This is a genomic window from Methylobacterium sp. NMS14P (assembly GCF_028583545.1).
In the GTDB taxonomy this organism is placed as follows: Bacteria; Pseudomonadota; Alphaproteobacteria; order Rhizobiales; family Beijerinckiaceae; genus Methylobacterium.
The window spans coordinates 2,754,623-2,776,623 of record NZ_CP087106.1 but is presented as its reverse complement, the minus strand read 5'-3'; the positions used below and the strand labels follow the sequence as shown (position 1 = coordinate 2,776,623).

General features: G+C 71.4%; 23 protein-coding genes and 1 tRNA gene. 11 read left to right on the top strand and 13 right to left on the bottom strand.

From position 1 onward, the window contains the following. Positions 1-102: 102 nt before the first annotated feature. From LOK46_RS13155 to LOK46_RS13120, 8 genes are all read right to left on the bottom strand, one after another. A complete protein-coding gene (locus LOK46_RS13155; protein WP_273564162.1) occupies positions 103-1,212 on the bottom strand; it encodes a DUF2125 domain-containing protein in 1,110 nt (369 codons plus the stop codon). Positions 1,213-1,349: 137 nt separating this feature from the next. Next, positions 1,350-1,796: a hypothetical protein gene (locus LOK46_RS13150; protein WP_273564161.1), complete on the bottom strand. Its 447-nt coding sequence runs from the start codon at positions 1,794-1,796 to the stop codon at positions 1,350-1,352. Positions 1,797-1,928: 132 nt separating this feature from the next. After that, positions 1,929-2,708 carry a lysophospholipid acyltransferase family protein gene (locus LOK46_RS13145; RefSeq protein ID WP_273564588.1) on the bottom strand — a complete coding sequence of 260 codons (780 nt, stop codon included), beginning with the start codon at positions 2,706-2,708 and terminating at the stop codon, positions 1,929-1,931. A gap of 77 nt (positions 2,709-2,785) precedes the next feature. Then, entirely contained in the window at positions 2,786-3,304 is a 519-nt protein-coding gene (locus LOK46_RS13140; RefSeq protein WP_273564160.1) for a hypothetical protein, read from the bottom strand. Positions 3,305-3,406: 102 nt separating this feature from the next. Next, a complete protein-coding gene (locus LOK46_RS13135; protein WP_273564159.1) occupies positions 3,407-6,604 on the bottom strand; it encodes an efflux RND transporter permease subunit in 3,198 nt (1,065 codons plus the stop codon). A 107-nt stretch (positions 6,605-6,711) separates the two neighbouring features. Next, a complete protein-coding gene (locus LOK46_RS13130) occupies positions 6,712-7,866 on the bottom strand; it encodes an efflux RND transporter periplasmic adaptor subunit (protein ID WP_273564158.1) in 1,155 nt (384 codons plus the stop codon). 145 nt (positions 7,867-8,011) lie between these two features. Beyond that, entirely contained in the window at positions 8,012-8,332 is a 321-nt protein-coding gene (locus LOK46_RS13125) for a rhodanese-like domain-containing protein (RefSeq protein WP_273564157.1), read from the bottom strand. A 151-nt stretch (positions 8,333-8,483) separates the two neighbouring features. After that, positions 8,484-9,764, bottom strand: a complete 1,281-nt coding sequence (locus LOK46_RS13120; RefSeq protein ID WP_273564156.1) for a glycosyltransferase family 4 protein — start codon at positions 9,762-9,764, stop codon at positions 8,484-8,486. A gap of 142 nt (positions 9,765-9,906) precedes the next feature. On the opposite strand from LOK46_RS13120, the gene LOK46_RS13115 reads away from it, so the two are divergent. Next, positions 9,907-9,984 (top strand) — tRNA-Pro (locus LOK46_RS13115). Positions 9,985-10,147: 163 nt separating this feature from the next. On the opposite strand, the gene LOK46_RS13110 is transcribed toward LOK46_RS13115, so the two are convergent. Next, the gene (locus LOK46_RS13110) at positions 10,148-10,312 is read right to left on the bottom strand and encodes a hypothetical protein (protein WP_273564155.1); all 165 of its coding nucleotides are present in this window, start codon (positions 10,310-10,312) and stop codon (positions 10,148-10,150) included. A 258-nt stretch (positions 10,313-10,570) separates the two neighbouring features. Between LOK46_RS13110 and LOK46_RS13105 the strand changes: the two genes are divergently transcribed. Genes LOK46_RS13105 through LOK46_RS13095 form a run of 3 tightly spaced genes read left to right on the top strand, consistent with a single transcriptional unit; the run spans position 10,571 to position 12,782 of the window. Then, positions 10,571-11,137: a Gfo/Idh/MocA family protein gene (locus LOK46_RS13105; RefSeq protein ID WP_273564154.1), complete on the top strand. Its 567-nt coding sequence runs from the start codon at positions 10,571-10,573 to the stop codon at positions 11,135-11,137. Next, a complete protein-coding gene (locus LOK46_RS13100) occupies positions 11,053-11,697 on the top strand; it encodes a Gfo/Idh/MocA family protein (protein ID WP_273564153.1) in 645 nt (214 codons plus the stop codon). Before LOK46_RS13105 ends, LOK46_RS13100 begins: the two co-directional genes overlap by 85 nt. Positions 11,698-11,699: 2 nt before the next feature. Further along, on the top strand, positions 11,700-12,782 hold the full coding sequence (locus tag LOK46_RS13095) for a Gfo/Idh/MocA family protein (protein WP_273564152.1): 1,083 nt from the start codon (positions 11,700-11,702) through the stop codon (positions 12,780-12,782). Between the two features lie 192 nt (positions 12,783-12,974). Here LOK46_RS13095 and LOK46_RS13090 read toward each other — a convergent pair whose 3' ends face one another. After that, positions 12,975-13,121 (bottom strand): hypothetical protein, encoded by a 147-nt coding sequence (locus LOK46_RS13090; protein WP_273564151.1) that lies wholly within the window; start codon positions 13,119-13,121, stop codon positions 12,975-12,977. A gap of 569 nt (positions 13,122-13,690) precedes the next feature. Between LOK46_RS13090 and LOK46_RS13085 the strand changes: the two genes are divergently transcribed. Together LOK46_RS13085 and LOK46_RS13080 are read left to right on the top strand one after the other, a co-directional pair. Further along, a complete protein-coding gene (locus tag LOK46_RS13085) occupies positions 13,691-14,122 on the top strand; it encodes a helix-turn-helix domain-containing protein (RefSeq protein WP_273564150.1) in 432 nt (143 codons plus the stop codon). A gap of 242 nt (positions 14,123-14,364) precedes the next feature. After that, a complete protein-coding gene (locus LOK46_RS13080) occupies positions 14,365-15,936 on the top strand; it encodes a putative bifunctional diguanylate cyclase/phosphodiesterase (protein WP_273564149.1) in 1,572 nt (523 codons plus the stop codon). A 27-nt stretch (positions 15,937-15,963) separates the two neighbouring features. On the opposite strand, the gene LOK46_RS13075 is transcribed toward LOK46_RS13080, so the two are convergent. Then, positions 15,964-16,866, bottom strand: coding sequence for an MBL fold metallo-hydrolase (locus tag LOK46_RS13075; RefSeq protein ID WP_273564148.1), 903 nt, complete (start codon positions 16,864-16,866; stop codon positions 15,964-15,966). Between the two features lie 243 nt (positions 16,867-17,109). On the opposite strand from LOK46_RS13075, the gene LOK46_RS13070 reads away from it, so the two are divergent. The 4 genes from LOK46_RS13070 (at position 17,110) to LOK46_RS13055 (ending at position 20,147) form a co-directional block, all read left to right on the top strand. Beyond that, the gene (locus tag LOK46_RS13070; RefSeq protein ID WP_273564147.1) at positions 17,110-17,775 is read left to right on the top strand and encodes an SCO family protein; all 666 of its coding nucleotides are present in this window, start codon (positions 17,110-17,112) and stop codon (positions 17,773-17,775) included. An 88-nt stretch (positions 17,776-17,863) separates the two neighbouring features. Next, positions 17,864-19,453, top strand: a complete 1,590-nt coding sequence (locus LOK46_RS13065; RefSeq protein WP_273564146.1) for a glucan biosynthesis protein — start codon at positions 17,864-17,866, stop codon at positions 19,451-19,453. A 75-nt stretch (positions 19,454-19,528) separates the two neighbouring features. Beyond that, positions 19,529-19,759, top strand: a complete 231-nt coding sequence (locus LOK46_RS13060; protein ID WP_273564145.1) for a hypothetical protein — start codon at positions 19,529-19,531, stop codon at positions 19,757-19,759. A 4-nt stretch (positions 19,760-19,763) separates the two neighbouring features. Next, a complete protein-coding gene (locus LOK46_RS13055; RefSeq protein WP_273564144.1) occupies positions 19,764-20,147 on the top strand; it encodes a hypothetical protein in 384 nt (127 codons plus the stop codon). Positions 20,148-20,156: 9 nt separating this feature from the next. Here LOK46_RS13055 and LOK46_RS13050 read toward each other — a convergent pair whose 3' ends face one another. Continuing rightward, complete coding sequence (locus LOK46_RS13050) at positions 20,157-20,423, bottom strand: DUF6894 family protein (RefSeq protein ID WP_273564143.1); 267 nt, start codon at positions 20,421-20,423, stop codon at positions 20,157-20,159. 357 nt (positions 20,424-20,780) lie between these two features. Here LOK46_RS13050 and LOK46_RS13045 point away from each other — a divergent pair, with 357 nt between their 5' ends. Then, entirely contained in the window at positions 20,781-21,149 is a 369-nt protein-coding gene (locus LOK46_RS13045) for a DUF6894 family protein (RefSeq protein ID WP_273564142.1), read from the top strand. Here the strand turns inward: LOK46_RS13045 and LOK46_RS13040 are convergent. Then, the gene (locus LOK46_RS13040) at positions 21,131-21,850 is read right to left on the bottom strand and encodes a Crp/Fnr family transcriptional regulator (RefSeq protein ID WP_273564141.1); all 720 of its coding nucleotides are present in this window, start codon (positions 21,848-21,850) and stop codon (positions 21,131-21,133) included. The two genes, LOK46_RS13045 and LOK46_RS13040, sit on opposite strands and share 19 nt — an antisense overlap. Between the last annotated feature and the right edge of the window lie 151 nt (positions 21,851-22,001).

The window sequence follows — 22,001 nt, the reverse complement described above, 5'->3', positions numbered from 1 at the left end:
GGGCTTCCTATAGCCGATCGCGCGCCGCCGAGCAGGCCCGCGGCGCGCGGTCGGTGCGCTCACCGACATCGCCCGTACCGCAGCCCGGCGCCACCGGATGCCCTAGTACAGGGCCGGCAGGTAGAGGTTCGGGATCGGGAAGCCGCTGAAGACGAGCTTCCCGTCGACGAGCCGCAGGGGCGGGAGCGCCTTGAGCGGCGCCGCATCGGCCGGCGCATCCGCCGGGCTCGGGCGCTGGGCCAAGCCCAGGAGTCCGCCGACCAGCTGGCCCACCAGGGCGCCCCTGTCCGAGCCGAAACGCTGGCCGACGATGCTGCCGACCAGCGCGTCGACCCCGGCCGCCCGCAGATCGATCTGCCCCGCCGGCCGGTGGGCGGAGTCGAGGGCGAGACTGCCTTTCGCCTGGACGCGCTGCGGGCCCTTTGCCAGCGACAGGGCGGTCAGGTCCAGGGCGCCGCCCGCCTGACGCCAGCGCTCGAGTTCGCGCGCCACCGTCCCGGTGCGCAGCACCGTGGCCTGCGTCAGGGTCGCGTCCAGCGACAGATCGGCCGGATCCTGCGTTCGGGTGAGAGCGTCGAGCTGCGGCACCGCCGCCTGGTTCAGGCGCAGGCTGACATCCACTGCGCCGTCCGAGTCGAAGCGGCCGGGGCTCGGTCGGGCATGCAGCTCCAGGTGCCGCCCCGACACGGCGATCGGGCCGGGCTCGGCGCCCTTCACAGCGATGTCGGGCTTGTCGACCACCAGCGAGGCGCGTGTGAAGCCCCCCGCGGCGCCGTGGAAGCTGCCCTGGAGCGCGGTCCAGGACGCGTCGCCGGTCAGCGGGCCCTGCTCGACGTGGAACGGCCCGGCGCTCTCGAACACGACGAGGCGGGGCTGGTAGATCTGCGCCACGGCGGTGCTCGGTCCGAGCCGGAAGCGACCGTCGGCGCGCTCGAGGGTCACGGCGCTGCAGCGCAGCTCGAGGCGGAAGGGGTAGCCTCCGAGGGACCGGTCCGCGCAGGTCCAGGTGCGCCCGGCCGAAGCCTCGCGGGCGATCCAGCCGTCGATCTCGCCGGCCGCGCGCTCCCGCATCCACAGCCAGCCGGCCGACCAGCCCACGACCACGAGGGCGAGCAGGATGTAGGGCAGGAACAGCCCGAGCCGGGATCGCCGCTTGCCCCGTACCGGGACTGTCTCAGCGGCGCCCTCCAGCCGCGTCCGATCCTGCACCATGCGTTCCGCTCCCCGAGCCCGTCCCCTCAGGGACATCGTGGCCCCGGCTTGTGGCCATGCAAGGGGCGAAACTGGGGCAGCGCCGCCCCGGGTCGACCGCCGCGGACGCGATCCGTCCGCGCGCGGCGCGTTTCCGGTCAGACCTGCGCCGGCTCGACGGTGTCGACCTGCAGATCCTCGACGATCGCCGTCCGCTCGGCCTCGTTCTCGGCGAGGCGGTGCACGTGCATCTCGGTGGCACCCCGGCGGCGGACACGGTCGAGCCAGGTCCGGCGCAGATGGTCGCGCGGGCTCTCGCTGGAGCTCGCCACCGAGACCATCTCGGCGATGCCGGCATTGTCCCGGCGGACGGCGATCACCACGGCCTGCGCCATCTCGTCGAGGTCGAAGCCGCCGGCCGGATGGACACCGACCACGTAGCGGCGGCCGGAGCGGCCGCGCCAGGCCGAGAGCGGGAGCGCGGGGGAGCCGCGCAGACCCGCGGTCGTCTTGAGGCGTTCTTCACGCACGTCCTGCCTCCGGGTGCGATCGTCCTTCAGGTCGCGGAGCGCGGCCGACCAGGACTGAGCTCTTCTGTTCGCCATTTGTTCTAACCTAACGCGCGATATCCACAGGCGTCAAGGGCGACGTTCCTAAGACGAGATGTGGCGATGATGCCCGTTATCCACAAGCCGCCGGGAGACGATCCGAGGCGGAAAACGGCCGCCGCGAACGGCTCAGCGGCGGGCGTCGGCGGCGGCCGGCGCCTCGTCGGCAGGCACGGCGTGCCCCTCGGCCGCGAGGCCCTGGAGCCCACCCTCGACGAGGGCGTTCGAGGCCGTCTCGAGCCGCTCCTGGGCCAGCGCCTGGAACTCCTGGCGGGGCAGCCCCGGCGGGATGGGCGGCAGGAACTCGATCACGGCTCTGCCCGGCCGGCGCACGAGGCTGTTGCGCGACCAGAACAGGCCGGTGTTCAGCGCCACCGGCAGGCAGGGGACGTTCAGGGCGGTGTAGAGGTGCGAGAGCCCCTGCTTGTAGGCGGGCGGCGCCCCGACCGGACGGCGGGTGCCCTCGGGGAAGATGATGAGCTGGCGCCCGTCCTGGATCGCCGCGCCGGCGGCGGCGTTCATCAGGCTCATGGCCCGGGTGCCCTTCGACCGGTCGATCGCCACCATGCCGCTGCGCGACAGGTACCAGCCGATCAACGGGATGAGCAGCAGCTCCTTCTTCAGGATGTAGGCGAAGTTCGGCAGCACCGTGCAGAGGGCCAGCGTCTCCAGGGCCGACTGGTGCTTGGCCGCCACCAGCAGGGGACCGGGCGGGATGTTCTCCAACCCGCGGAACTCGACCCGCATCCCCGCGACGACCCGCAGGAGCCACAGGGTGATCCGCCCCCAGGCGCGGGCGAGCCGCAGCACCGACCGGCCGGAGACCAGCATGGGCAGGCCGGCGAAGGCCAGGACCGTCGTGACGGCGTAGAAGCAGATGTTGAAGGCGAGAGAGCGCAGGGCGAGCATCGGGAACCGTGTCGTGGCGGCTCCCCTGTAGCGCGCCCGCGTGTCCGCGGCCAAGGGCGACGTTCTCGGCGGCGGCGTCAGGCCTCCTCGGGGCGATGCCCGTCCCGGACGAGGCCGGCGCCGCGCCCGGCGACCAGCCAGTAGACCAGCCCGGCGCTGGCGCCGACGACGAACAGGATCAGCGTCAAGCGCGCCTCGCCGGCGAGGAGGGCGGCGTCGCGGGCGCCTCCGCCGGACCGGAGCGCGCCGCGCGTCAGCCAGGGGAGGGCGGCGGTGAGCAGCCCGCAGCCGGCGCCGTACCACAGGAGGCCGCGGCGCCCAAGGATCTCACCGCCGAGACCGATCAGGGCCGGGGGCACGAACAGCAGCGCGAACAGCGCCTTGGCGAGGCCGGCGAGGAACAGGGCGAGCCCCTCCGGCGGCAGCCCGGCCGAGAGGTCCGACAGGGCCATGTCGAGGCCGGCGAGCGCCCCGCCGGTCAGCCAGGCCTGCGCGGCCGGGTCGACGAGCAGCGCCAGGACCAGGACCGCGAGGCCCGTGGGGACGGCGAGCAGGAGGGCGAAGGCCCCGAGAAACAGGCGACCGAGGGCGTGCATGCCGCGAGCCTCTACACCGGGCGCCCCCGCCCGTCGCGCGGAAGCCGCACCCGATCCTCGCGGATCCGGCGCGGCTTCCATCGTTCCGGGGTGCGTGTGCCGTCAGCCGTGGGCCGGGGCGGCGCCGCCGGGATCGCCGTGCGTGTGCTTCTTCCGGAACCGGCCCAGCCAGATCGAGAAGTGGCGGATCACCACGTAGAAGACCGGGGTCAGGAACAGGCCGAAGAAGGTCGCGCCGATCATCCCGAAGAAGACCGCGGTGCCGAGCGCCTGGCGCATCTCGGCGCCGGGGCCGGTGGCGATGACCAGCGGCAGGGTGCCGAGGATGAACGCGAAGGCGGTCATCAGGATCGGGCGCAGGCGGAGACGGCAGGCCTCCACCGCCGCCTCGACCGGGCCGCGGTGCTCCCGCTGCTCGATGTCGTGCGCGAACTCGACGATCAGGATCGCGTTCTTGGCCGCGAGGCCGATGAGCACGATCAGGCCGATCTGGGTCAGGATGTTGTTGTCCTGCCCCCGGAACTGCACGCCCGCCAGGGCGGCGAGCACGCCGGTCGGCACCACCAGCAGGATCGCGAGCGGCAGCGCCCAGGATTCGTACTGCGCGGCGAGCACGAGGAAGACCAGCAGCACGCCGAGGGCGAAGACCGCGCCGGCCGTGCCGCTCGCCGCCTTCTGCTGGTAGGCGATCTCGGTCCAGTCGTAGGAGTAGCCGTCAGGCAGCGCCTTCTTGGCGATCTCCTCCATGGCGGTGAGCGCCTGGCCGGTCGAGACGCCGGGCTTGGCCACGCCCTGCACCGGGACCGAGTAGTACAGATTGAAGCGCTGCACGATCTGCGGACCGGTCACGTCCCGCACGGAGGCGAGCGTGCCCATCGGCACCAGCGCGCCGGTGGAGGAGCGCACCTTGATCTGCGAGATGTCCTGCACCGAGGTGCGGAACGCCGCGTCGCCCTGCAGGCGCACCTGGTAGATGCGGCCCAGGGTGTTGAAGTCGTTGACGTAGGTGCCGCCGAGATCCGCCTGGACCGACGAGAACACGTTGGCCAGCGGCACGTTCAGCATCCGCGCGATGGTGCGATCGATGTCGAGGAACAGCTGCGGCGTCGAGTTGTCGAAGGTCGTGAACACGCGCTGGACGTCCGCGCTCTGGTTCGCCTGGGCGATGACCTCGCCGGCGGCGGCCATGAGCGGGCCGATATCCGAGGATTGGCGGCTCTCGATCTGCATCTTGAAGCCGCCGCCGTTGCCGAGACCGCGGACGGGCGGCGGCGGGATGACGATGACCCGCGCCTCCTGGATGTCCGAGGTGGCCTTCAGCACGTCGCCGGTGATGACGGCCGCGCTCCGGCCGACCTCCGCGCGCTCCTTCGCCCCCTTGAGGGTCAGGAACATCACGCCGGCATTGGTCGTGTTGGTGAAGGTCGCGCCGTCGAAGCCCGCGATGATCACCGCGTTGGCCACGCCGTCGACCGTCCGGGCCTGCTTGGCGGCGCGCAGGATCACGTCCGTCGTGCGGTCGAGGGAGGCGCCCGACGGGAGCTGGACGACGCCGATCAGGTAGCCCTGATCCTGGTCCGGGATGAAGCCCGTGGGCGTCGTCTGCGCGAGGTGCAGCGTCCCGGCGATCACGGCCGCGTAGACCAGCAGCATCACGCCGAGGCCGACGATGCCGCCGGTCAGGACCCGGATCGTCCGGCCGTAGGCGTTCGACGTGGCGTCGAAGGCGCGGTTGAAGCCGTTCGCCAGCCAGTTCACGAACCGGGTCAGGAAGAACTTCGGCTCCTTGCGGGCGTGGTGGGGCACCAGCAGCAGCTTGCAGAGCGCTGGCGACAGGGTCAGCGAGTTGAAGGCCGAGATCAGGGTCGAGGCCGCGATGGTGAGCGCGAACTGCTTGTAGAACTGGCCCGAGATGCCCGGGATGAACGCCGTCGGCACGAACACCGCGGCGAGCACCAGCGCGATGGCGATGACCGCGCCGCCGACCTCGTCCATGGTCTTGTGCGCGGCGTCGCCCGGCGACAGGCCCTCGGCCATGTTGCGCTCGACGTTCTCCACCACCACGATCGCGTCGTCGACCACGATGCCGATGGCGAGCACCAGCCCGAACAGGGTCAGGTTGTTGAGCGAGAAGCCGAAGGCCGCCATCGCCGCGAAGGTGCCGATCAGCGAGACCGGGATCGCGATGACCGGGATCAGGGCGGTCCGCCAGCTCTGGAGGAAGACCAGCACCACGATGACGACGAGGCCGACCGCCTCGAACAGCGTCTTGTAGACCTCGTGGATCGATTCCTCGATGAACTCCGTCGGGTTGTAGGCGATGCGGTACTCGACGTCCGGCGGGAAGTTCTTCTTGACCTCCTCCATCACCTTCTTGACCGACGCCGCCGCGTCGAGGGCGTTGGTGCCCGGCCGCTGGAAGGCGCCGATGCCCACCGCGGGCGTGTCGTTGAGGAACGAGTTGGTCGTGTAGTCCTTCTGGCCCATCTCGACGCGGGCGATGTCCTTGACCCGGACGAGGCGCCCGTCCTGCGCCTTGATGATCACCTCGGCGAACTGCTCGGGCGTCTTGAACCGCGCCTGCGACTGCACGACGAGCTGGAACGCCTCGCCCCTGGCGGCGGGCGGACCGTTCAGCTGGCCAGCAGCCACCTGCACGTTCTGCTCCTGCAGGGCGGTCGTGACGTCGGTGACCGAGAGGCCGTAGGCGGCGAGCTTGTTGGGATCGACCCAGACGCGCTCGGCGTACTCGTTACCGCCGAAGATCGTGATGTCGCCGACGCCGTCGAGGCGCAGCAGCTCGTCGCGGATGTTCAGGTAGATGTAGTTGGCGAGGTAGTTCTGGTCGTAGGTCTTGTTCGGCGAGAGCAGGTGCACGACCAGCATCAGGTCGGGCGAGGCCTTGCGGACCGTGACGCCGAGGTTGCGCACGTCCGGCGGCAGGCGCGGCTGCGCCACCGAGAGCCGGTTCTGCACCAGCACGTTGGCGATATCGAGGTTGGTGCCGACCTTGAAAGTCACGGTCAGCAGCATGTTGCCGTCGTTGGTCGACAACGACGTCATGTAGAGCATGTTGTCGACGCCGTTGACCTCCTGCTCGATCGGCGTCGCGATCGTGGCGGCCACGGTCTCGGCGTTGGCGCCCGGATAGGAGGCGCGCACCGTCACGGTCGGCGGCACGATCTCGGGGTACTGCGAGACCGGCAGGCTCTCGTAGGCCACGAAGCCGAGGATCAGGAAGACGATCGACGTGACGGACGCGAAGATCGGTCTGTCGACGAAGAAATGGGCGAAACGCATCGGTCAAACCTCTGAGGCCCGCCGGTCTCCCGGACGGGGCCCTGCGTCGTCGGTGCGGGGCGCGCCGCGCGGCGCGCACGAGGGCGTTCGTGTCGAGCCGCGCGGGCTCAGGTCTTGCTCGGCGGCAGCTCGATCGTCTCGGGCGTCACCTTCGCGCCCGGCCGGACCCGGGACAGGCCGTTGACCACCACGGTCTCGTCGCCCTTCAGCCCCGACTGGATCACCCGGTAGCCGTCGACCTTCGGCCCCAGCACGACGTCCTTCTGCTGGATCACGTTCTCGGGGCCGACGATGTAGACGATCCGCTTGTCCTGGTTGGCCGCCACCGCCTCGTCGGGCAGCAGGATGCCCTGGAACGGCTTGGTCGCCGGCATCGAGACGATGCCGAACAGGCCGGGCTTGATGAACAGGTCGGGGTTCGGGACGGTCGCGCGCAGCAGGATCGTGCCGGTGGCGTTGTCGACGCGGTTGTCGACGAAGTCGAGCGTGCCCTTGCGGGTCGGCTTCGCCTCGCCGGACAGCGCGATCAGGATCGGCACGCCCTTGCCCTGCTGGGTCTGGCCCATGCCGATGCCGAGGCTGTTCTGGTACTTGAGGAACGACTTCTCGTCGACGGTATAGCTGAAATAGATCGGGTCGAGGGACACGATCGTGGTCAGCATGGTCTGGTCGGCGCTGACGATGTTGCCCTCGGTCACCAGGCGGCGGCTGATGCGGCCGTTGATCGGCGCCTTCACCTCGCTGAAGTCGTAGTTGAGCTGGGCGTTGTTGAGGGCGGCCTGGGCGCTGTCGACGTCGGCCTGGGCGGTCTGTGAGGCCTGCCGGCGCTGGTCCGTCACCTGCTCGGAGATGTTGCCGCTGCGGGACAGGGTCTGCGCGCGCTCCAGGTCCGTCTGCGAGAAGGACTGGCGCGCCTTGGCGGAGGCCAGGGCCGCCTGGGCCTGCTCCAGCGCCGCCTTGTAGGGGCGCCGGTCGATCACGAACAGGACGTCGCCCTTCTTCACCGTCTGGCCGTCGACGAAGTTGATCTTCTCGAGGTAGCCGGTGACGCGGGCGCGGACCTCCACGAACTCGATCGCGTCGAAGCGACCGGTATACTGATCCTGCTCGACGATCTGGCGCACCACGGGCTTGGCCACGGTGACCTTGGGCGGTGGGCCGCCCGGCGCCTGCGCGCGGGCCGGGGTCGCGAGGGGCCCTGCCGCGAGACCCGCGATCAGGCCTGACAAGACGGTGAGAAGGCTGGGAAGCCGGCTGCGCATCGGGTCCTGCTGTCCGTTGGCCGACCGTCCGGTCGCGCCGAGCTTGACGATTGTTCCGCCGCGGGTGCGCCGTAACCCGCGGTAGACGTTGTTGCTTGTGCGCGAACGCACATCACGGTCTCGCGAGCCGGATTGAAACGGCAGATCAGGCGACGGTTTCGCCCGCGCTGTACCAGTCCTTGAAGCCGCCCTTGTAGTGTTCGGCGAGGTCGAGCCCGGCGTTCTGCGCGGCCATCAGCGCGTGGACGGAGCGGACGCCCGAGGCGCACGAGAAGACCGCCCGCCGGCCGTCCTCCGCGACGAGGGCCGCGACCGCCTGCGGATCGAAGCTGGAGAGCGGGTGCGAGACGGCGCCCGGGATGTGCCCGGCCGCGTATTCATGCGGCTCACGGACATCGATGATCAGCATCGAGCCGTCATTGAGCCCGCTCTTGACCGTCTCGCGATCGAGGTCGACCACCCGCATCGGCAGGATCTCCGTTCCGCCCGCTCTCGGCCAGGCTGGCTGACTGACGCTTTTCCTTATTCGTCAGACCCCGGCGGCGCAACGTGCGTCGTCGGCGCGCGGCCGGCAGGCGGGCCGACGGGTCCCGGCCCGGAGCGGACCGGCCGCTCCGTCAGAGTGCCGCGAGGGTCGGCGCCACGGCGGCGAAATGCGCGGGCCAGTCCGGCGGCCGATACCCGTCGAGACGACCGGCCAGTTCGGACCGGAGCGGCGCGCCGGGCCGCGCGAGCGCCTCGATCGCCTCGATCCAGCCCGGACCGTCCAGGGGATCGCGGAACAGCGCGAAACCGTCGGCGATCTCGCGGTGGACGGCGATGTCGGAGGCGATGACCGGCAGCCCGGAGGCCGCGGCCTCAACGACGGGAATACCGTACCCTTCGGTGAAGGACGGCATCAGCAGGGCGGTGCAGCTGCGCATGAGCGCCGCCAGACCGTGGGTGGACAAGCCCGAGGCCTCGATGACGTGGGCGCGCACACCGGGGCAGCGCTCCAGCATGTCGATGGCGCTCTCGGCCTCCCAGCCCCGGCGTCCGACCACGACGAGCCGGGGCGCGGCCGCCCCGTGGCGCTCGGCCAGGAGCCGCCAGATCTGGAACAGCAGCAGGTGGTTCTTGCGGGACTCGATGGTGCCGCAGATCAGGAAGGTCGGCCGGTCGGGCGTGAACCGGGGCCCCGTGCGCCCGAAGGCGGGCTCGACCCCGAGATGGCCCACGGCCACCGGCGGACGTCCGAACCCCTCGGCGGCGAGGTGCGCGAGGGTGCGCCGGCCGGTATCCTCCGAATTCACCAGGATGGCGGAGGCGTGCCGCCCGATCGTGCGCAGGCGCGCCCGGTGGCGGTCGGCCTCCCCGGACCGGCCGTATTCCGGGTGGGTGATCGGGATGAGGTCGTGGACGAAGAACGCCGCCCGCACGTCCCGACGGGTATAGAGCCAGTCGAACCGCCGCGGGTCGTCGAGGCGCAGGTGCGAGGTGTGCAGGTACAGCGCGTCCCGGGGCAGGACGGTGACCGACCGGCCGCGCAGCGCGACGTCGACCGCCTTGCGCGCCTGGATCCGCCGCCGGTCGGCGGACCCGGCCTGCGGCGCAGCGAGCGGCGGCGGCGCGACGGTTGGATCGCCGCAGCGGGACGCGAGCCGCCGGTAGATCGGGTCCGACGCGGCGTCCCGGTCCTCGACCCAGCCGGCCGCCACCGCCTCGACGATCTCCAGCGCCTGCGCGCGATCGAGGATGCGCGGTCCGAACGCCGTGGAGACGACGCCGACGCCCGTCTCCGCCCGACCGAGATAGGCGCGCGCGTAGGCGAGGTCGACGCGGTCGATGCCCGACGGGCTCGCGTGGCGCAGCCGCGTGACGAGGCGCGTGAGATCGAAGGCGATCGGTCGGTCCGTCATGATCCTCGGACGATTGCCGGGGGGAGGCCTCCCCGTAGCGGGCCTGACCCGCGAGGGCCAGCATCTCGGTGCGGCCCGTGCGCGCCGACAGGGCTTGCGCGGGCGCGGCGCGGAGGCTAAGAGCCGCGAGCCCTAGCGGCGTCGGAGTGTAGCGCAGCCCGGTTAGCGCACTAGTCTGGGGGACTAGGGGTCGTGGGTTCGAATCCCGCCACTCCGACCATTTCTCTTCCGCGACGGGCGATCTACCGCAGAAGCCCGGGCGTTCGCGTCCGGATCTTCGCGCCACTCGGGCCGGCCGGACCTTCCCGGCGTGTGATCGACCCGGCCGCGAACCTACAGATCTCAGACGTCCGTGGCCTGGCCGATGACGCCGGACAGCCGACCTACGCGCGCCCGAAGTGACGGAGCACGAGGGGCTCGGTCCGGGGCAGCCTGACGCCGCGCGGCTGCGAGCGGGCGGTCCGTCCGACGAAGAGGGCCAGGCCGACGAGGCCGACCGATCCGGTCAGCGCCACGGCCACGCACCACCAAAAGGCGACATCAAGCATGGCTGTTCACGGGCTCCGGTTGTAACAGAAACTCTCGGACAGCACGGTAAACGGAGCGTTAAACGCCTGTTTGACCGAATCGCGTCGCAGCCTTCGGCATATGCGCCGTGTGCAGTCCGGCCGGGCGCGCCGCATTCGGGCGCCCGGACCGGCCGGTGAACGCTCCGAAAGCCGATCCTACGCCCAATTGATGAGGGCCCGGAACGGAGCGCTGCCGTTACGTCCCGAATCCGGTGCGGATGACCTTCAGGGACAGAGATGCAGATCGGGATCGTCGGCTGCGGATACGTCGCCGACTTCTACATGACGACCCTCGTCAACCATCCCGAACTGCGCCTCGCCGGCGTCTACGACCGAGACCCGGAGCGGCGCGCCGTCTTCTGCCGTCATTATAACGCCCGCGCATTCGACAGCCTCGAGGCCCTGCTGGCCGAGCCCGAGATCGGTCTCATCCTCAACCTGACGAATCCGCACAGCCACTACGTGGTGACCAAGGCCGCCCTCGAAGCCGGCAAGCACGTCTACTCCGAGAAGCCGCTCGCCATGGAGTACGCCCAGGCCGAAGCGCTGGTGGAGCTCGCCGAGGCGAAGGGCCTGTCGCTGAGCGGTGCACCCGCGAGCATCCTCGGCGAGGCGGGCGCGACCGTGCGGGAGGCCGTCGCGTCCGGCCAGATCGGGTCGGTCCGGCTCGTCTACGCCGAGCTGGAGGACGGGCCGGTGTTCCGCGAGCCGGTGCACGAGTGGCGGAGCGTGACCGGGTCCCCTGGCCGGCGGAGGACGAGTACCGGGTCGGATGCACCCTGGAGCACGCTGGCTACTATCTGACCTGGATGAGCCTGATGTTCGGCCCGGTCGAGCGCATGACCGCCTTCGCGTCGCGCCTCTACCCGGACAAGGGCACCGGCCAGCCCCCGGACTCGGTCGCCAACGACTTCTCGACGGCGTGCCTGGAATTCCGATCCGGCGTCGTCGCGCGGATCACCTGCGGGTTCGTCGCGCCGCAGGATCGATCCCTGCTCGACATCGGCGATCGGGGCGTCCTGACCGTGACGGATTCGTGGGCCAGCCAGGGCCCGGTCTACCTCCGGTCGCCGAGCGGCGACGCGCCCGGCCGGCTCGGCCGGCTGCTGCACCGGATCCGGCGCTACCTGCCCGGCCGCATCTTCCTCGGCCGGAAGCTGCCGATCCCCCGCTTCGGCGGCAAGCTGCCCGCCTACCCGTCGCAGATGGATTTCGCGCGCGGCCCCGCCGCCCAGGCCGAGGCGATTCGCAAGGGGGTCCCGGCGCCGCTCCCGGCGCGGTTCGTGCTGCACATCACCGAGATCGCGCTCGCCATGCAGAATGCCGGCGGCGGTGCCGTGATCCAGCTGAGATCCAGGTTCTAGCCATGGCACAGACCGTCTCGTGGGGCGTCCTCGGCACCGGGACGATCGCCCAGCGCTTCGTCAGCGACCTTCTGGGGCGGCCGGACGCGCGGCTCGCCGCCGTCGGCGCCCGGAGCGCCGGCAGTGCGCAGGCCTTCGCCCAGGCCTTCACGCAGGCCTCCGGCCCACCCACCGCCGTTGCCGGCGTCGAGGCCCTGGCCGCGCGGCCGGATGTCGACATCGTCTACATCGCCACGCCCAACAGCGACCACATGGCCAGCGCGCTCGCCTGCATCGAGGCCGGCAAGTCCGTCCTGATCGAGAAGCCGATCGCGCTCTCAGGCGGGCAGGCGCGGCGCATCGCGGAGGCGGCGCAGCGGAAGGGCGTCTTCTGCATGGAGGCGATGTGGATGCGCTTCACGCCCGGCGTCGTGCGGGCCAAGGCGATGCTGGAGGCGGGCGAGATCGGCGATCCCCTGCATCTCGACGCCCGCCTGTTCTTCCCCCGCTCGCCGCCCCCGCCCGGCCGGACGGACGATCCGGCGGAGGGCGGGGTGATCCTCGATCTCGGCATCTACCCCGTGTCGCTGGCGCTCCATCTGTTCGGCGCCCCGGCGCAGGTCTCCGGCGCCACCGTCGATCGCGGCGGCGCGGCGACCCAGCAGGCCGCGCTCGCGCTCGCGTGGCCCGACAAAACCGCGACCCTGAGTTGCGGCTCCACAGGCGAGGCCGACAACGCCGCCGTGATCGTCGGCGCGCGCGGGCGCATCCACCTGCACCGGCAGTTCCTGTGCCCGCCCTTCCTGACGCGCGTGCGCACGGCACCCGCTCCGGCCCCCGCCGACCGCGCCCCGCCGCGCCGGCAGGCCGTCGGCCGGCTGGCCTTCGCGAAACGTCTCCTGCAACCGCTGGACTTCCGCCGCGTCGCGCTGATCCCGACGCCGTATCGGGGGTTCGGGCTCAGACATCAGATCGACGAGGTGCATCGGTGCCTGCGTGCCGGCGCGCGCGAGAGCCCGACCATGCCGCTCGCCGACAGCGTTCGCGCGCTCGACATCCTCGATCGGGTCCGGGCCCGCCCGCAGCCGCTGGACGCCGTCGCCTGAGGGGAACTGCCGGACCGCGCGTCACCGCCCTCGAGTAAGCGGCGCGACGGATCGTCAGCGGGGCGCCGGGCTGAGCGTCAGCGTGTCCCGGAACGCCCGGGACGTGCCGTTGGACGGCGTGACACCGGCTCGACCGCGGGGAGCGGGTCGCCGTTCAAGCGCGCCTGCGCCCGACCGAAGCCTCGGCAATGTTCACCGCGCCGCGCCGGTCGCCTTGGCGGAGGGCAGCTTGCGCAGGATCCGCGCGATGTGCACGCGCAGGGCCGACGTCTCCGGCACCGGCTCGGCCTGCCCGGCGGTTCCGGCCGGCTCCTGGAGGGTGGTGAGAAGATCGGTCATCGACCCAGGCGCAGTGATGGGAGACCGACCCTACCGTCGGGCTTGGCCGGTGAATACATCATTTCATAGATTTTCTCGGTCGGAACATAAAGTGTTGGGACGCACGATAATGGCAGGACCCTGCCGTAAATAGGGGGCCGCGCCTCACCGGCGACGACATCCCCGCCGACGGAGCGCATCGTCGATGTTTAGATAAGAGGCGACAGGCGTAATCCCGCCACAATGCGCGCGGCTCCACACGTCCGCCGCCGCCCGCAACGACCATCCACGATCTCGGTACTTTACATCGCGAGGCCCGAACGCTGATGACCCGCTCCGTACAGCGGTTGCCCGGCCTCGGGCCCGGACGAAGACCGGCGGAGGGTCACAATGAATTGTGCGCCTCGTGACAGACACAGTTCACCATTGCGGTTTCGATGACCGTGGGCGTACAACCAACAGCCAAGCCATGCGTCCGGTGCAACTAGGACTTGCGCAACTTATTGGTGCACTAAGCAGTTTTCGGTTGTGTTTTTTCCCGCGACACTCGGTAAGTCGCACTCATCCAGCATGCCGAAGGTTTCCGTCCGATGTCGTCCTCCCCGAAGCCCAAGTCCGCCACCGAGACCGATCGCACGATCGGCGGCCGTATCGCGGCGCTGCGCGTGGCACAGGGCCTGAGCCAGACCGACCTCGGTCAGGCCATCGGCGTCAGCTTCCAGCAGGTTCAGAAGTACGAGAAGGGGCGCAACCGCATCGGCGCCGGGCGGCTACAGGCCATCGCCGACCTGCTGAAGGTGCCGGTGGACACCTTCTTCGCGGACCCGCGGGACAACGGCGGCGGACGCGTCGGGCCCGCGGCCCTGTTCGAGGATCCGAAGGTCATGGAACTCGTCCTGGCCTTCATGAGCATCACCGACGAGACGACCCGCGGCGGGATCCTGTCGATCGTCAAGGCGGCCGCCACCCTCCAGGAGAGCCGCGCGGCCGCGCGACGTCCGGACGCCGTCGACGAGGCGTGACGGCGCGGGTCCGGCGCCCGGATGCGGAAGGTATCGCCGGCGCGGCCCCGGCAATTTCCTCCCTGCCGTGACGTCCGCGCGCCTTCGGGCCGCGCGCGGCAGCGTTGGAGCGAGCCTTAATTCAAATTAAACCAAGACAAAGACCCGTAAAGATGTAGACAGGCTGCCGCGTCCGGGAGCTGATTTACAGCGCGTGTGCGGATGGCATGTTTCGCGCTGACGTTGGAAACCGGGTCCTGACCATGCCGATCGAGACGTCGAAAGCTTGGGGCCGCGGCGAGCTGTACGAGACCCTGTGCCTGCTCGTGATCGGCGTCGGGATCTGGTTCGTCGGCGTCACCCTCGGGACCTTCGCGTATCTCAACGGCCTCGTCGCCACCTACAACCTCACGGACCTCCTGCTGCTCGCCGCCTGCATGGGCGTGGCGCAGTGGGGCGCCAGCATCCGCAAGTCGATCATCCTCCGGCGGCTCATGCTCGAGCGCGCCGCCGCCGCGGCGCAGGCCGAGGCGATCGCCCGGCACGACGGCCTGACCGGTCTCGCGAACCGCCGCCGCTTCATCGACGCCGTGGAGCGGGCGCACGCGTCGGGCGCCGCGGACGCGGCGGTGCTGCTCATCGACCTCGACCGGTTCAAGCCGGTCAACGACCTCTACGGCCACGCGGCCGGGAACGCGGTCCTGTGCGCCGTGGCCGAGCGTCTCCAGCAGCTCGTGCCGTCGGGCGGCCTGGCGGCCCGGCTGGGCGGCGACGAGTTCGCCATGCTGGTCCCGCTCCGCTACGAGAGCGAGGCCCTGGCGCGTCTCGCCCAGGCGGCCATCGCGCGCATCGCCGAGCCGGTGACGTGGAACCAGAACGACCTCAAGGTCGGCGCGACGGTCGGCGTCGCCGCGGTATCGGCCGAGCACGGGGATGCCGACGCGATCCTGCACGCGGCCGACCTCGCCATGTACCAGGGCAAGAAGGACGGGCGCGGCAATTTCCGGTTCTTCCGCAGCGCCATGGACGCGGAGCTGCGCGCCCGCGCCCGCATGGAGACGGAACTCCGCGGCGCCATCGAGACGGGCGCGATCGAGCCGTTCTACCAGCCGGTGGTGTCGCTCCCCGACAGGGAGATCGTCGGCGTCGAGGTTCTGGCGCGCTGGCGCCACCCGACGCGCGGGCTGGTCGGCCCGAGCGAGTTCATCCCGGTGGCCGAGGAGACCGGGATGATCGCGGACCTCAGCTACAGCCTGATCCGCCGCGCCTGCCTGGATGCCCGGGCCTGGCCGCCCCACCTGATCCTCGCGGTGAACATCGCCCCACAGCAGTTCCAGGACGCGTGGCTCGCCCAGCGCATCCTGGGAATCCTGACCGAGACCGGCTTCCCGCCGCAGCGCCTGGAGGTCGAGATCACCGAGAGTGCCCTGATCCAGGACCTGGAGGCGACCCGGACGACGCTGCTGTCGCTGCGCGAACTCGGCGTGCGCATCGCGCTGGACGATTTCGGAACCGGCTATTCGAGCCTTTACCACCTGCGCGAACTCAAGTTCGACAAGCTGAAGATCGACCGCAGCTACGTCGACGCCATCACGATGAGCGACGAGCGGGCGAAGCTGGTCGACGCCATCATCAAGCTCGGAGCGAGCCTCGGCCTCTCCACCACAGCCGAGGGGATCGAGACCGACGCCAGCCTCGACTGGCTGTCCGACCAGGGCTGCCATTTCGGCCAGGGCTACCTGTTCGGCCACGCCATGCCGAAGGCCGAGATGGACGACGTGCTCGCCGCCGCGCGCGCCCCGGCCCCGTTCCAGGATCTCGCGCGGGCCTCGTGAGACGCCGCCCGCGCGCCGTCGCGCCGGTCAGCGCGGCGCCCGGTAGGCGGAGCCGTCGGCGGCCCCGCGCGGGTTCTCCACGAACCGGCCCGTCTCCGGAACCGCGACCCGGTCGAAATCCTCCGCCAGGGCGTCGAGGGCGCGGCGCATCTCGGGCCCCTGCAGCGGCCGGCCGTGTCCGGTGATGACCCGCTCCGGGGCGAGCGCGGCGAGCGCCCGCACCGACGCGCGCGCCGCCGGCCAGTCGATCGTCAGGTACATCGGCGGCCCGTGCAGCTCCGGCGCCTGCGTCGCGACCGCGTAGGCGGATTCCTGCGCCGTCGTGATGAAGGCGTCGCCCGCGATCAGCGTCCGGTCGGATTCGCGCCAGAGCGAGACGTGGCCGGGCGCGTGGCCGGGCGTGTGGATCCAGCGCCAGCCGGGCAGGGGCGGCACCGAACCGTCCTCCGGCAGGAGGCGCAGCCGCCCGGACACGTCGACGGGCCGGGTGGGGAACAGCGGCGACAGGCGTCCGAGAAGTCCGCCGCCGACGCTCGGATCCGGCGTCGGGTAGGCGGCGCTGCCGTCGAGATAGGGCCGCTCCAGGGCGTGCGCGTAAACCGGGACGTCCCATTCCTCCGCGAGGTCCTCCAGGACGCCGACATGGTCGAAATGGCCGTGGGTCAGGACGATCGCGGCCGGCCGGGCGCCTTCGCCGAAGCGGGCCCGGGCGGCGGCCTGGATCCCGCGCTTGGCGCCCATCACGCCGGCATCGACCAGGACCCAGCCCCGGTCGCCCGCGCCGGGGGCGCCCACGAACACGACGTTGACCAGGACGTGGCGCTGGTAGGCGACGTCGTCGGCGATCGCGTGGGTCGCGTCGTCCCGCTCGGCGTCGCGGCGGGGATCGTCGGCCCGGGCTTGCGGGTCGACGGGGATCTGCTGGGCCATCTGGGGCGGCTCCCGTGCACGGTCGCGGAGGGGACGATCGGGCGCGCGGCCCGGGTATCCCGGCGCCGGATGGCGCGAGCGCCCGTATCCTGGCCAACCGGCCTCTCCCGGGCGTGTTCCTGACGTCGTCTCCTCTCCTGGTCCGGCCCCGCACGGGGCGCCGCGGCCTCACGCCTGTCGACACGGACCCCATATTGGCGGCATCGATACCGGCCGCCCCGAGGCGCCGTCGCAGGTCACAGCATGGCACCGAGCCCTCTCGCCCTCATCGCCTCCGCCGCCCTCGTCGCCGTGGTCGCCACCGGCACCGGGGCGATCGTCCTCCAGCAGGGCTCGCCCTTCAGCCATTCCCGGAAGGTCGGCGGCCCGTTCACGATGGCGGATCTCGACGGCCGCCCGGTGACCCAGGCCGATCTCCGCGGCAAGCCGTCCGTCCTGTTCTTCGGCTTCACCCACTGCCCGGACGTCTGCCCGACGACGCTCGCGACCCTGGCGTCGGCCCTCGGCCGGATGGGCCGCGACGCGGACCGCCTCAACGTCGTCTTCGTCACCCTCGACCCGGAGCGCGACACGCCCGACACCCTGCGGGCGTACCTGGCCTCGTTCGATCCGCGGATCCGCGGCTTCGTCGGCACGCCGCAGCAGGTCGCCCGCATGGCCGACGCCTACCACGTCGCCTACAAGCGCGTGCCGACCAAGGACGGCGACTACACGATGGAGCATTCCGCCACCGTGGCGCTGTTCGACAGGACCGGCCGCATGGTCGGCGAGATCGGCTACGGCGAGGACGAGTCCAACACCTTCGCGAAGCTGATCACCCTGGCGCTGCCGGGGCAGTGCCCGCCGGGGGGCGGCGCCAACCTCTGGACGACCGACGGCAGCACCGGCAGCTGCGGTCCGCGGAGCTGAGCCGCGGGTCGGGAAATTGCGCCGCCGCGCCGGCGTGGCTAGAGGGCGGCGCGGGCCGCGGGGCCCGGCCGAATCCGGGGGTTCCAGCTTGATCACGCGCCGCGTCCTGACCGCCATCGGGCTCCTGGCCCTCGCGCCGTATCCCGGCCTCGCCCGGGCCGCCGGCGGCGGGCCGCGCCTGGCGCCGCCCGAGCCCATGGATCTCGACCGGCTGAAGGACCTCGCCCGGACGCTGCGGGACCGGCCCTACGCGCCGCCGCCGGAGGCCCCCGCCTCGGCGGCCCTCGACGCCCTGACCTACGGGCCGCTCCAGGAGATCCGCTACCCGCCGGGCCACGCCCTGTTCGCCGACAGCCCGTACCCGGTAACCTTCTTCCACCTCGGCAACTTCTTCCGCCACCCCGTGAAGGTCTACGCCCTCGAGGGCGGGCAGGCCCGCGAGGTGCTCTACAGCCACGACCTGTTCACCTACCCGCCCGGCAATCCGGCCCAGGACGTCCCGGACGGGGCGGGCTTCGCGGGATTCCGGTTCCAGAAGGCGCCCGCCGGCCAGCCGGGCGACGACGGCGACTGGCTGGCCTTCCTGGGCGCCTCCTATTTCCGCGCCGCCGGCGACGGGGCGCAGTACGGCGCCTCGGCCCGGGGCATCGCGATCGACACGGCGCCCGGGCCCGGCAAGACCGAGGAATTCCCGGTCTTCACCCGCTTCTACGTGAGCCCGGCCGCGGACGGCGCCGTGACCGTGCTGGCGCTCCTCGAGGGCCGGAGCCTCACCGGCGCCTACCGGTTCGTCGCGCGGAAGGAGCCGCACGTCGTCATCGACGTCGCCTGCACGGTCTACATGCGCAAGGCGGTCGAGCGCTTCGGCATGGCGCCCCTCACCTCGATGCTCTGGTACTCGGAGGGCGCGAGCCGCTTCCTCGCGAGCGACTGGCGGCCCGAGGTGCACGATTCCGACGGCCTGTTGATGCAGACCGGGGCCGGCGAGCTGATCTGGCGGCCGCTCAACAACCCGCCCCGCCTCAGCGTCAGCGCCTTCGCGGACCGGTCGCCGAAGGGGTTCGGCCTGCTCCAGCGCGACCGCGCGTACGAGAACTACATCGACGACGGCTTCGAGGAGAACCGGCCCGACATCTGGGTCGAGCCGGAGGGCGACTGGGGCCGCGGCAGCGTCCAGCTCGTGGAGATCCCGACCCACCAGGAGACCGACGACAACATCGTCGCCCTCTGGGTGCCGGACGACGCGCCGCAGGCCGGAACCGACCGCAGCTTCGCGTACCGGCTGCGCTGGACCGTCAAGGAACCGGTCGCCACCGACCTCGCCCGGTGCGTCGCGACCCGGGCCACCAAGGCCGCGTGGCTCGCGGATGCCGACAGGCGCCCGGGCCGGGCCAACCTCGTGCGGCAGTTCGTGCTGGAATTCGAGGGCGCGGCCCTGTCGGGCCTCGATCCCGAGAAGGCCACGGTCGCGCTCACCCTGTCGCGCGGCAGCGTCGAGGAAGTCGGCGCCACCTGGGCGCCCTACGGCAAGCCGAGCCCCTGGCGGGTCTTTCTCAAGGTCTACGCCGAGGGTCCGGATCCGGTGGAGATGCGCCTGCAGCTGCGATCCGGGGACCGGCTGCTCTCCGAGACCTGGACCTACCAGTACTACCCGCAGGCACCCGGCACGGTGCTGTGAGCGGCGGGCGCCGTGTACAGGTCCGGCCCCGGGCGGCTCCGCCCCGGAAGGACCCATCGTCGCATCGGAGACCGCATGACCGGCGAGACACCGCACGGCCCGCACCTGCCGGAGGCGCTGACGCGGCTCCTCAAGGCTCCCCGGGCGGCGATCTGGCCGACGCCGGAGGACCGGAACCGCCTGCGGCCCGGCCGGTCGCGGCCGCGGCAGCCGAGCCGCGCCGTCCTGGGTGTCTGGATCTGGGCGATCCTCTACAACATCATCGGCTTCGCGATCCTCGCGGCCCTGTGGTGGACGATGCGCTGACCCGATGAGCCGACACGCCCTGATCCCCTACCGACCAGCCCGCGCGGCGGCCCTCGCGGCGGCCCTCCTGCTCGGGCTCGCCGTGCGGCCCGGCGCGGCGCAGAGCCCGGGCGACGCGCTGAACGCCGATGACGGCACAGGGGTGATCAAGGTCTGCTCGCCGGTGGCTATGCCGCGCTGGCGGTCCATGACCCCGGTGCCCAAGACCTGGACCTTCCTGGACTGCATGGGCTTCGCGGGCGAGATGGGCGCGACCCACTTTCAGCTCGGCTGCCTCTTCGCCAACGTCACGCCCCACGCCCAGAAATACGCCTGGGGCGCGATGGTGCCGATCGAGAAGTCGGCGATGGCCAAGGCGCAGCCGCCGATCCCGAATTGCGGCTGGTAGGGCCCGCGCTCAGCTGTCGGAGGGGTACCAATCCAGGTCGAGGGTGAGGCGGGCGCGGAAGACGGTGCTGCCGGCCGCGTCCCGGACCCGCGTCTCCAGCACCAGTCCGGCATCTCCGGGGGCCGGCCGGTCCGTCCGGACACGGAGCCGGTCATGCACGGCCTCGATCAGGGCCTCGGCCGCCGACAGACAGGCCGTGTGGAGATCGGCGAAGGGCAGCCCCTCCTCGTCGAGGGACAGACCGCGGTCGTCGATGAAATCGGTGAAGTAGCGCACGGCGCAGAACCTCACGGCCAGATAGTGAGCGTGCGCCGCGGCCTGTGCGATGTCGTTAACCTGTGTGTGGGCACCGGCATGGCCTCGCGCGACGGGGCGCCCGATCCTCGCGTCGCGGCGACCGCGCAGAGAACGCGGTTCTCCGGGCCGCGATCCGGCCGCGCGTCGAAAAATGTATGAGTGTGGACATAAGCCGCGGGCGCGCCGGACACCTTTCGGGTCGCCGGATCCTCCGCACGAAAGTACGATAGGGCCGGTGCGGTCCGACCGGTACGCGTCGGCGCGCAAGATGCCGCGGCCGTCCTCGCGCACGCTGCCCTTCCCGGCGGGACGCGAGACGGCCGGTTCCCCCGCGGCGTGGTTCACGCCGATCCGCCACCCCGTCCGGGCCTGCGACACCGTTCCCGGAGGGGACGCACTCTGTCTCTGACGGACGGGCACCGCGCCGTCGCGCCGAGGGACCCGCTGGCCGATCCTGCAAGGGGATGTGACCTGCCCCGCTTCTTCCTCAACGTCCGGCGGCGCGGCACGCTGATCGCCGATCAGGAGGGCGACGAGCTGCCCGACCGGACCGCGGCCGAGTGCCTTGCCCACGACATCCTGCGCGACATGCGGCGCCTGCCGCACGTCTACGGCACGCCGCGCGGCTGGCGCGCGGACACCTTCGTGATCACCGACGAGGCCGGCGCCGTGGTCGCCGAAGTGCCCTACGACAGCGTGCTCTGAGGGCGCCGCAGCGGGCCGATCAGGCGCTCGTACTCGGCCTCGGCCGGACCGTAGGTCTGGCCGGCGGCCTCCTCCAGGCGGATGCGGCTCAGGACCCGGATCCGGCCGCGCCGGGCCCGGATCAGGCCGGCGCCCTCGAGGGTGTGGATCGCGACCGTGACGGTCGGGCGGCGCACGCCGAGCATGATCGACAGGAACTCGTGCGTCACCGACAGATCGTCCCCGTCCTGCCGGTCGTGGTACATGAGGAGCCACCGCGCGAGCCGTTCCTCGGCGGGCGCGCCCGCGTTGGCGATCGCGGTCTGGGCAACCTGGACCAGGAAGGTCTGGACGTAGCGCAGCAGCAGGTTGCGCAGCGACGGGCTGGATCTCAGGGCGTCGCGCAGGGCCGGGACGGAGATCCGGCGCCCCCGACCGGCGACCTGCATGAAGATCTGGTACGGAATCGTGTCGGTTCCGAGCAGCAGCGCCGGCGCGGCCATGCCGTCGCGTCCGAACAGCCCGATCTCGATGCGGCCGCCCTCGGCCAGGGTCGACACCACGGAGCACAGGCCGGTGTCGACGAAGACCGCGTGCGGAATCGTGGCGGCCGGCTCGACGAGCACCTTGCCGAGGGGAAGGTCGATCGCCTCGAGGTGAGGCCGGAGCAGCGCGCCATCCGCCTCGGATAGGGCAGCCAGAAGGCGGTTCTGATGCGGCATTCGGCAAACGCGTACGCAGAAATCGACATCCGCGCTTCGGCTCGAGTGCGGGAACCGAGGCGCACCCCCGAGCCATGCTCGGATAAAAACGCAATTGCGAGCGGATATTGCATCTAGCGGGGGAAGGGTCTGCAACCAGACAAAGCAATGC